Annotated in this window: 13 protein-coding genes and 1 rRNA gene; 3 read left to right on the top strand and 11 right to left on the bottom strand. The window is 50.6% G+C overall.

The genetic code is table 11. The features are described 5' to 3' along the window. Positions 1 to 302 (bottom strand): 16S ribosomal RNA (locus A7E48_RS02130); the annotation flags it as partial. A gap of 758 nt (positions 303 to 1,060) precedes the next feature. Here A7E48_RS02130 and A7E48_RS02125 point away from each other — a divergent pair. Next, complete coding sequence (locus A7E48_RS02125) at positions 1,061 to 2,035, top strand: LLM class flavin-dependent oxidoreductase (protein WP_068168870.1); 975 nt, start codon at positions 1,061 to 1,063, stop codon at positions 2,033 to 2,035. A gap of 96 nt (positions 2,036 to 2,131) precedes the next feature. Here the strand turns inward: A7E48_RS02125 and A7E48_RS02120 are convergent, their stop codons facing one another. From A7E48_RS02120 to A7E48_RS02110, 3 genes are all read right to left on the bottom strand, one after another. Further along, positions 2,132 to 2,791, bottom strand: coding sequence for a DNA alkylation repair protein (locus A7E48_RS02120; RefSeq protein WP_068168866.1), 660 nt, complete (start codon positions 2,789 to 2,791; stop codon positions 2,132 to 2,134). Between the two features lie 92 nt (positions 2,792 to 2,883). After that, positions 2,884 to 3,939 (bottom strand): NAD(P)-dependent alcohol dehydrogenase, encoded by a 1,056-nt coding sequence (locus A7E48_RS02115; protein ID WP_068168863.1) that lies wholly within the window; start codon positions 3,937 to 3,939, stop codon positions 2,884 to 2,886. A gap of 108 nt (positions 3,940 to 4,047) precedes the next feature. Beyond that, positions 4,048 to 4,377 carry a VOC family protein gene (locus tag A7E48_RS02110; protein WP_068168860.1) on the bottom strand — a complete coding sequence of 110 codons (330 nt, stop codon included), beginning with the start codon at positions 4,375 to 4,377 and terminating at the stop codon, positions 4,048 to 4,050. Positions 4,378 to 4,585: 208 nt separating this feature from the next. On the opposite strand from A7E48_RS02110, the gene A7E48_RS02105 reads away from it, so the two are divergent. After that, positions 4,586 to 5,203, top strand: a complete 618-nt coding sequence (locus A7E48_RS02105) for a hypothetical protein (RefSeq protein ID WP_068168856.1) — start codon at positions 4,586 to 4,588, stop codon at positions 5,201 to 5,203. 68 nt (positions 5,204 to 5,271) lie between these two features. On the opposite strand, the gene A7E48_RS11070 is transcribed toward A7E48_RS02105, so the two are convergent. Further along, complete coding sequence (locus tag A7E48_RS11070) at positions 5,272 to 5,799, bottom strand: hypothetical protein (RefSeq protein WP_068168852.1); 528 nt, start codon at positions 5,797 to 5,799, stop codon at positions 5,272 to 5,274. A 190-nt stretch (positions 5,800 to 5,989) separates the two neighbouring features. Here A7E48_RS11070 and A7E48_RS02095 point away from each other — a divergent pair, with 190 nt between their 5' ends. Then, positions 5,990 to 6,538: a DUF421 domain-containing protein gene (locus tag A7E48_RS02095; RefSeq protein ID WP_068168850.1), complete on the top strand. Its 549-nt coding sequence runs from the start codon at positions 5,990 to 5,992 to the stop codon at positions 6,536 to 6,538. A gap of 36 nt (positions 6,539 to 6,574) precedes the next feature. Here A7E48_RS02095 and A7E48_RS02090 read toward each other — a convergent pair whose 3' ends face one another. The 6 genes from A7E48_RS02090 to A7E48_RS02065 form a co-directional block, all read right to left on the bottom strand. Further along, a complete protein-coding gene (locus A7E48_RS02090) occupies positions 6,575 to 7,366 on the bottom strand; it encodes a VOC family protein (protein WP_158004383.1) in 792 nt (263 codons plus the stop codon). Between the two features lie 28 nt (positions 7,367 to 7,394). Next, the gene (locus A7E48_RS02085) at positions 7,395 to 7,691 is read right to left on the bottom strand and encodes a DUF2316 family protein (protein WP_068168846.1); all 297 of its coding nucleotides are present in this window, start codon (positions 7,689 to 7,691) and stop codon (positions 7,395 to 7,397) included. A gap of 165 nt (positions 7,692 to 7,856) precedes the next feature. Continuing rightward, positions 7,857 to 8,666, bottom strand: coding sequence for a uroporphyrinogen-III synthase (locus tag A7E48_RS02080; RefSeq protein WP_068168842.1), 810 nt, complete (start codon positions 8,664 to 8,666; stop codon positions 7,857 to 7,859). Positions 8,667 to 8,698: 32 nt separating this feature from the next. Next, positions 8,699 to 12,484 (bottom strand): replicative DNA helicase, encoded by a 3,786-nt coding sequence (locus A7E48_RS02075; RefSeq protein WP_068168839.1) that lies wholly within the window; start codon positions 12,482 to 12,484, stop codon positions 8,699 to 8,701. Between the two features lie 182 nt (positions 12,485 to 12,666). Continuing rightward, positions 12,667 to 13,836 carry a glycerate kinase gene (locus tag A7E48_RS02070; RefSeq protein WP_068168837.1) on the bottom strand — a complete coding sequence of 390 codons (1,170 nt, stop codon included), beginning with the start codon at positions 13,834 to 13,836 and terminating at the stop codon, positions 12,667 to 12,669. 34 nt (positions 13,837 to 13,870) lie between these two features. After that, complete coding sequence (locus tag A7E48_RS02065; protein WP_068168834.1) at positions 13,871 to 14,185, bottom strand: multidrug efflux SMR transporter; 315 nt, start codon at positions 14,183 to 14,185, stop codon at positions 13,871 to 13,873. Between the last annotated feature and the right edge of the window lie 351 nt (positions 14,186 to 14,536).

Raw genomic sequence — 14,536 nt, 5'->3', positions numbered from 1 at the left:
CTCAGGCCGGCTACCCGTCGTCGCCTTGGTGAGCCATTACCCCACCAACAAGCTGATAGGCCGTGAGCCCATCTAAAACCAGTACAAACCCTTTCCACAAAAAACCATGCGGTTCCTTGTCATATCCGGTATTAGACCCAGTTTCCCAGGCTTATCCCAGAGTCAAAGGCAGGTTACTCACGTATTACTCACCCGTTCGCCACTAATCCAACCAGTGCAAGCACCAGTCTTCATCGTTCGACTTGCATGTGTTAAGCACGCCGCCAGCGTTCGTCCTGAGCCAGGATCAAACTCTCCGTTAGAAAACAAAAAAGCTTGAATAACCTGATCTCAAAATAAAAACGAAACAATGATTCAAACGCCACACGGGGTACGGTGACTCATCACTGCTTCAAGCTGTCATTCTGATAACCAAAAGGTATTCAAAAATACATATAAATATTTGGTATCAGTTTCAGTCAATAAGCCTCCCCAATATTTATGAGAAAAGGAGGCCATTTATTGAACAAAGCACACTATTGAGTTCTCAAACAACAAACCACACGAACCAATCACACCACTTACATCGTGGCAACTGCAGAACGTCAGTCAACATCTTGTTTACATTTTTCGTTACCCTCATCGGGGCAACTCGTCTAGCTTACCAGGTGTCCAGCGACCATGCAACACGAACAACCGTGAAACACACCACATTCTTTCAATCAGAGTAACCAGCAAAACCAGCTACAAACCCGAAGAAAAACACCCTATAAACTTATCCGAATCACCGTCTGACTAGGAGTTTCTTTCACTCCCTCGCCCCGGCGACTCGTACTACTTTACACACTCCACAACACCCCCGCAAATCGAAAAGTGGTGACCTGCGTGACAAAAGGTTACTTTTTGGTGTATGTAAAGTTTGCTTACTTTATAAAAGTCCTAGTCAATCCGGTTTTACAGGATTAAAAACTTTTCTCGAACTTTTTCAATACCTCCTCAAAACCTAGTTTTCAGGAACAAAATCCCCTAATCCCCCGTTGAAATCCATAAGAACCAATATCTAGAGAAAAGGTAGAAAACAATGCCTGTACTTTCCGTACTTGACTTCGCCACCATCTTCGACGGCGAAACGCCCCGAGAAAGCTTCAAACGATCCGTAGCTCTTGCCCAGCACGCTGAACAGCTAGGGTTTGAACGCATCTGGTACGCAGAGCACCACAACATGAAATCCATTGCCAGCTCAGCCCCCGCCGTCCTTATATCCCACGTAGGCGCCAAAACCTCCAAGATTCGCCTAGGATCCGGCGGCGTGATGCTTCCCAACCACTCCCCACTGGTCGTAGCCGAACAATTCGGAACGCTAGCAGAGCTCTACCCCAACCGCATCGATCTCGGTCTAGGACGTGCCCCCGGCACAGACCCGAAGACTCTCAAAGCACTACGTCGAGACTACAGCGCAGCAGAACACTTCCCACAAGACGTCAAAGAACTACAGGGCTACCTCACCGACAACACACAAATCCCCGGAATCAACGCCGTACCCGGCAGAGGAACCAATGTTCCCCTCTACATTCTGGGATCCTCCCTCTTTGGCGCTTCGCTGGCAGCAGCGCTAGGTTTGCCCTACGCCTTCGCTTCCCACTTTGCCCCCACGCATCTAGAAGAAGCCATCAAGGTCTACCGAGAGCGGTTCAATCCCTCCGAACAGCTGGCTGAACCCTACGTCATCGCAGCAGTAAACGTCATCGCATCAGACACTGCTGAGGATGCCCAAGCTCAGCTCGAAAAAGCCAAACGATCCCGCGTTAAGAATATGGTCGGCCAGGGTCGCGACTATTCAGAGGCTGAAATCGACATGCTCATGAATTCCGCGCCCGGTCAACAAATACTGAGCATGCTCAAATACACCACCGCAGGTACAGCAGCTGAGGTCAAAGACTACCTCATGAGATTTGCTCACTTGGTAGAAGCAGACGAACTGATGCTCTCTCCTCTTTCTCCTACAACAGAAGGGGTGCACAAAACACTGGATATCGTTGCAGAACAAATGATCTAACGAAACACTAAAAACAGTGAGAAAGGGACACACCTCTAGGTTGATGGCAAACCCAGCCAGTTCACCTTACTGATGTTCTGACTGAAGCTCCCTACCTTATATAAATAAACCTTTTAAGATATATTTGCTTGCCTCGCGAATGCTCAGGGGCGCCATCTTCTCGCCATAACGGGCTAGGAAATCCCGTACCCACTGAGGGTTCACTTTCGAATAATCTCGTAAAGACCAACCAATTGCTTTATTGATAAAGAATTCAGAAGACCCAAAATTCTTGACAATAATTGCCTCTAAAAGGTCCGGGTTAGTCTTCTCCTTACGAGTGAGCTGGTGGTCGATAGCGATTCTACGAATCCAAAAGTTATCGTCCACCGCCCACTCGTTCAGGAGCATCTGATTCAGCTCAGGATGACGTAGCGCGACATCGCCAATAATCCGATTAAGCCGGTCAATCGAGCACCACCATGTCTTACGCTCAGCTAGCGAGCGCAACCAGGGAATATCTGCAGGCTGCAGATACTTTTTAACAGCTACCAAATAATCGAGAGCGTTATAAAGAAATTCCCGCCCCTCCTGAGCCCAGGCATGCTCCACAAAATCCTGATTGATGCCGTCGATTTTAGCTTCCTTCTTCAACTCAGCCAAATCAGGTTTGAAGATTTCGCGTCGCAGAGGAGACTTCAATCCCAGAAAAGAAAACTGATCGCGCATATAGGCGCTCATACCTACAGCGATGGCGGGATCAGCGGCGTCAAGCATAGACTGCTCATACTCAGAGATGTTTATCCAGATAGCCTAACCCATGGCAAAAAGGGGTCCTCAGAGAGGACCCCTTTCATCCCGAACAGTACTTACTCGGCAGAATCAAACGTCTCGGTATCAATCACGATACGGAACTTGACGTCACCGGCAACCACGCGATCATAAGCGTCGTCGACCTCGTGAACATTGACCTTCTCAATTACTGAAGCAATGCCGTGTTCAGCACAGAAATCAAGCATTTCCTGAGTCTCGGGGATGCCACCGATATTGTTACCGGTTAGCACACGACCGCCACGAATCAAATCAATAATCTGCAGAGGCAAAGGCTCGGTAGTCAAACCAACCACCGACATAATTCCGCGAGGCTTCAACAGGTTCAGGTAAGAACCCAAATCAATCGGCGCTGAAATAGTATTCAGAATCAAATCAAACTCACCGCGGTGCTCTTCAAAGAAATTCTCATCGGAAGTAGCCAAGGTACGCACAGCACCCAACTCCTTGGCAGCGTCCGCCTTCTTCAGAGAGCGGGAAAGAACAGTCACCTCAGCGCCCATTGCTGCAGCAATCTGAACACCCATATGACCCAGACCGCCCAGACCCATCACAGCTACTTTCTGACCGGGCTTGACGTTCCAGCGAGCCAGCGGCGAATAAGTGGTGATACCGGCACACAGCAACGGTGCCGCGACGTCAAAATCAAGCGCATCAGGAATAGTGACGACGAAACCCTCATTCACAGTAATTTTCTGTGAATAACCACCCTGAGTAATGGTGCCGTCGACGTCCTCAGCGTTATAAGTACCAATCGCGCCCTTGAGACAGTTGTTCTCAGCGCCAGCCTTGCACTGCTCGCACTCGCCACAAGAGTTCACCAAGCACCCCACGCCTACGCGGTCGCCCACCTTGAACTTAGTAACGTCCGAACCAACGGCGCTTACCACGCCAGCGATTTCGTGACCAACCGTCAACGGGTAAGTTGCAGAGCCCCACTCGTTGCGAATCATGTGAATGTCAGAGTGGCAGATACCAGCAGCTTTGATATCAATGACGACGTCGTCCGCACGAGGATCGCGGCGCTCAATTTCAGCAATCTGGTACGGCTCCTCAGGGCCGGTCTTCTGCAAAACTTTAGTGGTGTACGACAAAGGTCTTCTCCTAGTACATAGTCTGTATAAATCAGCCTATGCTCGAAGAAGACCTTTGCACCAAGTTATTCCGCCAACGGCGCAGTGTTCACTGTAAAGACACAGGAGCTAGGAGTCCTGCGGCACATTTACAATCTGAAAAGCTGTAGCGTCAGGACCTGCGACAGCCTCGATTGACTGTTCCATATCGTCAACTTTGAGGTAAACGCTCCACGCGTTAGAAGTTTCCGCCTTCTCGCGGGGGCCGTCGGGACCGAACAAAGAGTTCATAGCCCCACCAATACGCTGGCCATTCAGCGTAATGATGTTGTAATGCCCAAAATCTGCCCCGGTATCGGTGAATTCCCAACCGAATAGCTCCGAATAGAATTTCTTTGATTCTTCCAACTGGTCAGAACCAAGATCTACCCACATAGGATCGCCCTGTTTAAAAGCCATTTTTCCTCTTTTTTCTGCTTCACACTGATAACGCCGGTGGCACATCTGCGTTCAGTCTACAAAAGAAGATTAAAATTGGAATTTCCGCATTTGAAAATTGTAGGTGCGTTGAACGGATCCACCCCGTCTAAAAAAGAAAAATCGAATAGTATTATTTTATAAGGGCGGTTCACCCTAAGAATTTTCCAACCAATCGTCCAGGGGAAAAATGAATAATCATCGCACCATCTCGCGCCGCACGCTCGCTAAAGGATCAGGCTGGGCAGCACCTGCAATCATGGCTTCTGCCGTTACACCTGTATACGCCGCATCAGCTCAACCTACGCTTACCTCCATTACATGGTTCTATAACGCAAGTAGTACAAACGGCAACGTTCAACCGTATACCTGTAACAACAAATCTCAACTTCGAATTACTCAAAAAACTGCTGGAAGTAACGTTACGGTCAGCAATATTCCCACCGGCGCAAAGCTCTCTAACCTAGTTGCTAACTATTGGCTACCGGTAGCTGCAAATACGACGTTCACACGAGTTACCTCAACCTCTTCAGCATGGTCAATACCGACCGCTACGGGAAAATTCGTGGTAAACAATAACATTACCTATCGAGAATACACCTCCTCTTACACCCCAGTTATAGCTGTTACCGGTACCACCTGGACACAACCTACACCCGACGCGATGGATTTTGTCTCAAGCTGCCAACCCTCCGGCACTTTGGCTTCAACGACTTACCACTACACGCAGAACATTACGCTTACCTCAGCTAAGGGAGTTGCCACCGTTCTCACCAAAGATAATGGATGGGCTAACCAAATGAAGTAGGTTTACTTCACCCAAAGGGGAGAGGCTCTCTGCTATTCCGCAGAGAGCCCCTCCCCCTGTTTAAACCTCTAAATATCTCGGTGGATATGGTGTTCTAAATCGTGCACAAAGTACTCTGCGAGCGTCTGGATAGTGAAGCGACTGCCATCAGAACGACGTCCGGTGCGCTCCAATAAGTCAGCAGGCACCTTTTCAAATTCACCCGCCGCATGATGCAAATTAGTAAGCAAATCACGCTTGACTGAACCCACAGGACGGTTGAGATACTCCCCATCCACCGCTGCGGCGTCCTGATCCCACAAGGCAAACTCCGGGTTTTCATGGATTAGCATCCACTCTAAACGCTGGCTCATCACCTCGCAGACCTCCGCGCAGTGCGCCAAATACTCAATAGGTGCCCACGTATTCTTCTGCGGACGCACATAAAGTTCCTGTTCAGGACGGTTAAAAGCAGTCATGATCGGAGCTTCAAGTGCGCGCAAACGCTGAACATTCTCCCCATAGTCATAGCCAGGCTGAAAACCACATTCAGGGCAGCCGTCGCGAAGTACAACGGTCCAATCTTTAGTCTCCGGTGGAATTTGCTCGTAGTTCATCTTCTTCTCCCGCAATATAAGGCAATCCATTTACTGACTAGCTAAAACTATCGTTAGTAATGAAACCCATCGTACCCAGATAAAACCAGCACCCCATTCATCTTCAAAGATCTCTCGAAGCAGTTTTCTAGAAGGAGAAGGCCTTAGAGTAGGAACAGACCTTTATCTCCCGACTCAGAGGGGAAAAACAATGACGCCGCCTGACGGCCTGCAAACTTATATCCAATACCTCGGCATAGAGCCCTGGCGAATACCCATAGTAATACTTTCAGCCATCGGTATTTACCTAGCATTTTTAATTCTTGTTCGAGTGTTTGGAGTGCGGGTACTAACCGGCTGGAACGGTTTCGATGCGGTTATCATCATTATGTTCGGCGCCGTGGCAGGGCGCGTTATCATTGGCCACCCACCTACTCTTGCCTCGGGGATCATTGGCTTGGGAACCCTCATGCTTCTTGAAATGATTTTTGGTCAAGCACAGCAGGTTACCGGTATCCGAAGCATGAAATCGCATTCGCGCGTCATCATTGCCCATGGCCAATTCATCCAGAAAAATCTTCGCCGATCCCATCTGACTCATGAAGAGGTTTATAGCGCTCTGCGGCGGGCGGGCATAGCGCATTTAGACCAAGCTCAATGTGTGATTCTTGAGGCCACCGGCACCCTTTCCATCATTCGGGAAGGCACCCACATCGATAGGCGCATATTGGAAGGAGTTATTGACGCCGACGCCATCTAGTTCCTCCTGCAGGAAGACCCTGGCATCCCTCAAAATTTAGTGATTTACGGTCTGGATAATCATAAAAGGTGCGCCCGTAGAATCTTTAAGAGCCACCACTCGACCGAGTAAATTATCCTGCGGCTGGCTCACTATTTGCCCACCCAGCTCAGCTGCACGACGAGCGGTGATGTCGGCGTCCTCCACGCGGAAGAAAATACGCCAATGGGAAGGAACGCCCTCAGGCAATAGACCGTCTGCCTCACAGATTCCCGCAGACCCCTGCTCGGATTTGAAGTTAGTGGCGTATCGGAAACTGGAATACTCAGCGCCCTCCATGAATGATGGTTCCCACCCAAAAATATTCTGGTAAAAAGGAAGCGCCGCATCAAAATCCCGGCTCATGTTCTCGAACCAGACGGGGGTCCCAGGTTGCGCAGTGAATTCATAGCCACTCATAGTGCCGGGCTGCCAAAACCCTACCTCAGCGCCGGCAGAATCCTTAGCGAGCGCCATCGCACCCATTTCGCCTACCCACATAGGGCCAAAAATTCCCACCCCACCGTTTTTCTTAACTTTTGAGTAAGCAGTTTCGATGTGATCGGTGCTCAGGTAAACCGCCCAGTGATTGGGGTAGGGCGCCTCGTCTAACTCACCCTCAGCGCTCATCTTCGAATTCATCAGCCCGCCTACATACCCGCCATTTTGGGTAATGAGATGGTAATGATGAAAATTAGGACCGCGGCCTTCAAACGCCCAGCCGAAAAGTTCACCGTAGAACCGCTGAGCTTCTTCGGGGTTATCGTTGCCTAAATCAAACCCGATGGGAGTGCCGCTGGGGAGAGTCATAGAAATATCCTTGTGAGTAGGTTCGAAATTAGCGGCGATCTTTGATGCCAAACCAACCAGCAGCACGCCGGCGATTTTCCTCATTGAGTTTCGTGATGGGGGTGAAGGTACCACCGTTATGTTTGACGGCGGTTTCTAGGAGGGCTCGAATCAGCCAGACGTCAACGGGGTCAGAGCCTCGTTCGGACATCAAAAAAGCGCGCATAAAGCGATCTTCATCGAGCCCCGATTGTTGGCGCAACTCGTCCAGAGTAAGACCTGATTCCTGCAGATTTTGCTCAAATTCACGAGCGATTTGGTCGCGCTCGACGCTAGAGAGTGACATGAGAGTATTCCTTAAATCCCTGACATTAAGTTACCTACGGGTAACAAATTACATGACATAGCGCTTTCAACACGCGGAATTTCTCAAAATTAAGGGTAGAAAAAAGAAATATTTCAGCAGAAAAGCGCAAGTCACAGCAATAAGGAGAGACCAAAACGGAAATTTTTATTGCAGAGCCTCTATTAAATCTTTCACCATAGCCCCCATGCGGAATCGCTCCGGGCACACAGGATTTACCCCTATAGCATTTAACGGTTCGGCAGTAACAGGCCCTACGACAGCCACAACGGTTTCGGTACGGAGTGCTGCTTCGACCTCATCCCCCCTACCTAAGTGATAAGCCTTCTCCAGAAGAGCCTCTACCGCCGGCGCCGCCGTAAAAGTAATGGCATCTATCTCCCCCGCAATCAAACGATTGATGAGTTCATCCACTAAAGCCGGGTTTTCAGGTTCCTCCCACCGGTTAGGATGTACCTGCGTTACCGTAGCACCGGCGTCTTCCAGTCTCTTCACTAAAGCGGGGTCCGGTTTACCATGCTGCTGAATAGTCACGTTCTTTCCGGCAACGCCCTTCTCCAGCGCAAGCTCCACCAACGATTCGGTAGTCTCCACCTGCGCGATTCCAGAATCCTGCCAACCCAGCGAGCGCACCGCACCCCTGCCCTTAGCGCCGCGCACATAAATTTGCGCATCACTTAACATCTCTTTGAGACGCTCAGCCCCACCATTTTTTTCTGTTGCATCCAGCCAGCTTTTCAAACCGTGACCGGTAGCAACCAACAGAACATGCGGCGGGTGTGCTAGAACCTGCTGCGTTTCAGCAGCGAGTGCGGCGTCGTCATCCGTCTTCACGATTCGCACCGTAGGCGCAAGGAGGACGCGCGCCCCGTGGCGCTCGAACGCGCCCGCTTGCTCCTCAGCGCGACGAGAAGCAGTGATAGCAATGGTCTTATCAGCGAGAAGTTGATCGTTCATAAATCCATCTTCTCGCACTCAACCCCGCAGGGCTAGAAACCACCGTCTGAATATGAATCGTGAGTCATATTCGCAAAGCGTGAATAGTGACCCTGAAAAGCAACAGCGATTGTCTTGGTCGGGCCATTACGATGCTTCGCCACAATGACATCCGCCTCACCAGCGCGAGGAGATTCCTTGTCGTAAACGTCGTCGCGGTGCAAAAGGATGACCATATCCGCATCCTGCTCAATCGAGTTATGCACAGTTATACCGTTAGCAATGAAGTTATGATGCCCCAGTACGGTTGCGTCAAAGACTTCTTCCTCGCCTGCATACTCAATACTCACCACGGTGTCCCAGAAGATGTCATTTACCGCGTGCATATCCAATTCAGCCGAATCAAGGACGGACGCAACTCGAGCCAATCGGCTACGAGAGGGCGAACGCTTATAGAAGGCGGAACCGCAATATTTGCTGCCCATATCTTTCTGGAAATCTCGATGTGTTATTCCTCGGTCAGAAAGTATATCTTTGACATCGTTCCATACCTCTGCAGGTACCGTGTCTACGTTAGTGTTTGACTTCATGCCTTCATTTTCAAGAATGTCCAGCAGACGTTGGCAATTCGTAGCACGCCCTCCATGAACACCAATCTCACGCAAGAAACGAAGCTGCTCATCGCGACCGGAAATATCTAAGGTGTAGCCCTGGCGATATTCTCCCTTCAGAGGCGCCTCACGCAGACGAGTAGAGATACCGAACCGTAGCAAAAGCAGGGAGATTTGTTCGGTCATCTGCCGGGATGTGGAGCCAAAATAAATGCGGCCGCTTCTACCATTTTTCTTTACAGTCACTGAACCATCAGTTGCCCACAGATGTTTGATAAACAGGGCAATTTGCGTTTTCGGCAATGTAAATACTTCAGCGGGAATAAATTTATCCCATGACCGCAATCCGAACAGTCCCAATTCGTCAAGCCACGCCGCAAGAGGGTTTCTCTTGCCATGGGTAAGACGATAGGGCGCCGGAAGACGTAAAGAAGTACAGCGAGCAACTTCATGAGTGTCTCGGACAGCAATAATACCGAAGTGCTTTGCCGCTTCTGTTACTGCTTGCAAGTTCTCCTCATCTACCGAGGCATAGCGGATAGGTTGCCCCTTCACAAACAAACCGTCTCCCAGCATATGAGCGAGCATGGTCACCTGCGCATCGTCCCATATAACACGGTTACTAGGCCCGTTCACATGGCGGGGAACACTAATCCGCGAACCAGGTTCAAGCTCCCCCAGACCTTTCCACCCACGATACGTAAAGAAAGGGTGGTTCGCGGTTGCTCGAATCTGCTTACCTGAAGCAAGCTTCATGCAATAAACAGGTTTCACTCCGGTAGAGAAAACATGGGTAAGATGACGCTCAACGTACCGCATATCGTCACCAAGGGACCATACAGGAACATTCCGAGCGCCCGATGCGAACAACTCACCCATGGTCGTTTCTGCGCCAGTATCTGAGCGCAAAATACGGGTATCAGCAGTCAGACACCCAGATTCACGCAGATCCGACACCATGGGTTTCTTATCGGTTCGTTGCTCCGAGCCACGGTTTAGCTGCGACAGCGCAATGAGCGGCACTTCGAGCTCCTTCGCCATGAGCTTCAGCGCACGCGAGAACTCCGAAACTTCTTGCTGACGCGACTCCACCTTTTTACCCGAACTCATCAGCTGCAAGTAGTCGAGAACAATGAGCTTCAAATTATTTCGCTGTTTCAGACGGCGCGCTTTCGCCCGAATTTCCATCAGCGTCATATTGGGCGAATCGTCAATAAACAACGGAGCGTTGTCCATTTTGCCGACGGCGGTAGCGAGCTTAGCCCACTGGTCGTCGTCCAGCTGTCCCCTGCGCAAATCCCCCAGGTTAAGAGAAGCCTCAGCGGCAAGAATCTTCATAGCAATCTCGTTGCGGCTCATTTCCAACGAGAAGAAAACGGTTGCCATATTGTTCTTAATTGCCGCAGAACGAGCGATGTCGAGGGCAAACGTAGAATTGTGAGTAGGGATCATGGCACGAGAAGCTAAGAAGAGATGCTCCTCATTATCTACCTGAATACAACGCACGGGCACAGACTCTATGGGCTCTACCGCCACGATAAACCGACTAGTTCGCTTAGGCGTGGGACGAGCGTCGCGAAGGCGATGAGCATCGTTCTTTCGCGATAATCCAAAGACCGTATCCGCAGCCGAAAAAGTAAGCTTGTATGCGGTAGAAGTAGCCTCAGAACGCCCCTTCACATGCTTAGTACGAAGGCCAGAGCGGTAACCCAACGAATGAATCAGCTCTTGAGCGTCCAACGCTAACTGGCGATTTGTCACGACCAGTTGCACACACCCAGCGTTAGTTACAGTACCGTCAGCGTCCAACAACCCAGCCAGAAGAGCTCTACGCTGCTTCTCGGAAGCCCGAAGGTAACTTGCAGGGATATGTTTATTACCAAGGACGCCGAGCTTACGCAGTCGCCCTTGTACAGTTGATTTTTCTCTATAACATTCTAGGCATCTTGTCCCATGGCAATCTTTGCCACATTCGGAGCAGGGACGCACAACCCACGCTTTAACTTCACCTGCATCCGACACGGTCGGTAGAGAAACAGAATAGGTTATTCCATCGACTTGTTGAACTTGATATCCGTCTAATTCAATCCCCGCGAGAACTTCGGAATCAGCTGATGTTACCCGGGCAGCGGCGCTCGCACCATCTCCAAGCCACACCCCCAAGGTATAAGGGGCAATCGGCAAATCAGCATCCGGAAATTGCAAAGGACGAGCGTTCTTCACGCTGTGATTGATACGGGCATCAGCAGTGTTGCAACGCAAAGTAGAACGAATCTCTTCAGTAGTTCGCACTTCAGCAGTATTCCGCTGGTTTTTTTGGAGGCCCGCTAGTACTGCCTGCTTAGACTTACGAGAGGCCCGGGTATCTGTGAGCCACTGATGTTCAGCATCGGCAATAATTTCCGACCCGTCATCGAAAACCACTCGATAACACGGGCGATTATTCATTACCTCAGTAGCTGCAATCACGGTGGTGGGACAACCATCGGAGCCTAAAACCTGATCACCAACGGATAGTTCTCCCATCGTCGTCCAACCTGAGGGAGTAGGGATTGGAGTGTCGAGCGCAAGAGCCTTGCCCATTGCCGGCCTAGCCGCAATAACCACCATCTGACCGGGTTGCAACCCGGCGGTGAGCTCATCAAATTCAATAAAGCCAGTGGGGACGCCGTGAATACCACCGGCACGCGAGCCGTTCGCCTCAATCTCATTCACTGTGGAATCCATGGCTTCTTTGAGCTGGACATAATCTTCGTTCTCACGGCCGTCGGCAACGCTATAAACCTCAGCCTGCGCCTGGTTCACCAGCCCTTCGACCTCGCCGTCCTGCGAATAACCCAGCTGGGCAATCTTAGTGCCAGCTTCAACCAGACGGCGCAAGACCGCGCGTTCTGCCACAATTTCCGCGTAGAATCCGGCGTTGGCAGCGGTGGGCACCGAGGAAATCAGCGAGTGCAGATAGGGGGCGCCGCCGATACGATTAAGTTCACCGCGTTTATTGAGTTCGTCGGCAACCGTAACGGCGTCGGCAGGTTCGCCGTGGCCGTAAAGAGTAATAATTGCTTCGTAAATATTCTCGTGCGCAGGCTTGTAAAAATCAGACCCACGCAGAACCTCCACGACGTCAGCAATTGCATCTTTAGAAAGCATCATGCCGCCCAGAACAGACTGCTCCGCCACATCATCGTGGGGAAGGGTACGGGCACCATACTCGGGGTTCTCAGACACTTTTTACCTCTTCTGCTAACTGCTAGGGTGGGTTCTATTTTCTCATGGCACAGAAAGACACACGAGGTGGGATTGATTACGGCATGAAATTTCCCTCCATAGAACATGAGAGAAGCTCATTGGTCTCGTGCATGAATTTTTCAGTTCATACCAGGTGTTGATGGGGTAAGCCTCAAGAGTTGTTAGTTCGGTGATTCCCTGAGATATCGGGCAATCTCTGCTCCGAGGAGCTTTACATAGTGGCTCGGGGTCTTTAGGGACTCCGCCAGGGTTACTTGGTGTCCTTCATACTCCATATCTAGGACGGCGAAAACCCGCTCAAACCCTGCCTTTTCTGCTCGTTGGGCAGTGAGCTCGTTGGAACCGCAGACAGCAAGAGTTCTCTTATGCTGCGCGCGGGCTGCGTTGGCGACGCCGGCAGGCCCCTTTCCTTGGAGGGTCTGCTCATCGAGCTTCCCCTCCCCCGTAATCACTACGTCTGCATGCTCTAATACCTGGTGAAAACCGGTAAGTTCAAAACAAATATCTACCCCCGGTCGCATTTTGGCCCCTAAAGCGAGGCAGGCGAATCCGAGTCCTCCTGCGGCCCCAGCGCCTTCCTGAGTGCTGAATGTTTCACGTGAAACACCCATATCCAACTCTAAAAGGTTGGAAAAATGTTTTAATGACCGGTCAAGAAGCAAAACTTGCTCTTCTGTTGCGCCCTTCTGTGGACCAAAAACAGCAGCCGCACCGCTCGAGCCTAAAAGAGGATTCGTGACGTCGCAAGCAACCGTGAAATCAATCGAATCTAACCGGTTATCCAGCCCCGATACATCTACTCGAGCCGCGCCCAGTAAAGCCCCTCCTCCTACGCGCAGAGGCTCACCGTCGTCGTCCAGAATCTTTACGCCTAGAGCCTGCAACATCCCCGCACCAGCATCGGTAGTGGCAGATCCACCCAGCCCCACCACAATATGACGGGCTCCGGCATCCAACGCAGCAAGGATTAACTCACCCACACCAAAAGTTGTGGAATTGACCGCATCAAGCTGCTGAGAATCCATACGCCACAGCCCACATGCTTCCGCCACCTCAATTACAGCGGTCTGGGATAAACCTTCATAAGCGAACTGAGCCTCTACTGGCTCCCCCAGAGGACCAGAAACCGGCGCCATGATTTCCCGAAAACCAGCAGCAAGAGCCGCTTCGACCGTTCCATCTCCGCCATCAACGATAGGACATATGAGTGGCTCAAAGGATCGCCCCAGCTCATCCTTCATCCCCTCTGCGATTGCTTCAGAAAGCCCAGCACCAGAAAGAGAACCCTTGAACTTATCAACTGCAATGAGAACGCTCGGGAAAGTAGCCATACTCCATTATGTTCAAAAAATCCCACAGTACGAACTAGTGAGAAACTTTCAAACCTATTACCCCGCCGATAATCATGAGCAAGAAAATAATTTTCACCCAAGATATTGATTCCGCGCCGGTAGCCATCGCAAAAATAACAGTTGTTACAGCCCCCACCGCTACCCACACCGCGTACCCTGCGCCCAGTGGAACCTCTCGCAGTGCGAATGAAAGCCCACCCATGCTCACCACAAGCGCCACTACAAAGACGACGCTGGGTAGCCACCGGGTGAACCCCTCCGAACGATCCAAAGCTGTAGCCCATACCGCTTCAAAAAGACCAGAAATAATAAGAATTGCCCAGTACATACCGCGCCCCAGCTCGAAAAAACAATAGTTATTTCAAGCCGTCTTTACTTTAGAGAGGACTCTCCGGGTACGGCTTACATCGTCCGGTGGGAGTTACTCTAGCAAAATCCCACTATTTTTTAAACAAAAAACTAGCGGCCCGACCCCCATACTGGTCTTGCCGCTAGTTTTTAACACACACATTCTCGATACGAAATTCAGCATTTCTCGCACCGGCTATTCAACTTTCAGAAAGCTTCGGAATCCTTTTCAGGTGCTCCTCGAACCATCTATTACTAGTTAACACCAGCAACCTTTGGTATTCATTTAAGAATCCTGGGAGTCACCTGGAGATTTTAAAAACATTATATG

Origin of the sequence: Rothia sp. ND6WE1A, assembly GCF_001683935.1 — a bacterium.
Taxonomy (GTDB): domain Bacteria; phylum Actinomycetota; class Actinomycetes; order Actinomycetales; family Micrococcaceae; genus Rothia; species Rothia amarae.
Note: the sequence above shows the minus strand (reverse complement) of the source record. Positions and strands in the feature narration are given on the sequence as shown.

Coding starts and splice junctions, on each gene's coding strand:
- A7E48_RS02125 (WP_068168870.1), top strand. CDS start 1,061: ATGCCTGTACTTTCCGTACTTGACTTCGCCACCATCTTCGACGGCGAA.
- A7E48_RS02120 (WP_068168866.1), bottom strand. CDS start 2,791: ATGCTTGACGCCGCTGATCCCGCCATCGCTGTAGGTATGAGCGCCTAT.
- A7E48_RS02110 (WP_068168860.1), bottom strand. CDS start 4,377: ATGGCTTTTAAACAGGGCGATCCTATGTGGGTAGATCTTGGTTCTGAC.
- A7E48_RS02105 (WP_068168856.1), top strand. CDS start 4,586: ATGAATAATCATCGCACCATCTCGCGCCGCACGCTCGCTAAAGGATCA.
- A7E48_RS11070 (WP_068168852.1), bottom strand. CDS start 5,799: ATGAACTACGAGCAAATTCCACCGGAGACTAAAGATTGGACCGTTGTA.
- A7E48_RS02095 (WP_068168850.1), top strand. CDS start 5,990: ATGACGCCGCCTGACGGCCTGCAAACTTATATCCAATACCTCGGCATA.
- A7E48_RS02090 (WP_158004383.1), bottom strand. CDS start 7,366: ATGACTCTCCCCAGCGGCACTCCCATCGGGTTTGATTTAGGCAACGAT.
- A7E48_RS02085 (WP_068168846.1), bottom strand. CDS start 7,691: ATGTCACTCTCTAGCGTCGAGCGCGACCAAATCGCTCGTGAATTTGAG.
- A7E48_RS02080 (WP_068168842.1), bottom strand. CDS start 8,666: ATGAACGATCAACTTCTCGCTGATAAGACCATTGCTATCACTGCTTCT.
- A7E48_RS02070 (WP_068168837.1), bottom strand. CDS start 13,836: ATGGCTACTTTCCCGAGCGTTCTCATTGCAGTTGATAAGTTCAAGGGT.
- A7E48_RS02065 (WP_068168834.1), bottom strand. CDS start 14,185: ATGTACTGGGCAATTCTTATTATTTCTGGTCTTTTTGAAGCGGTATGG.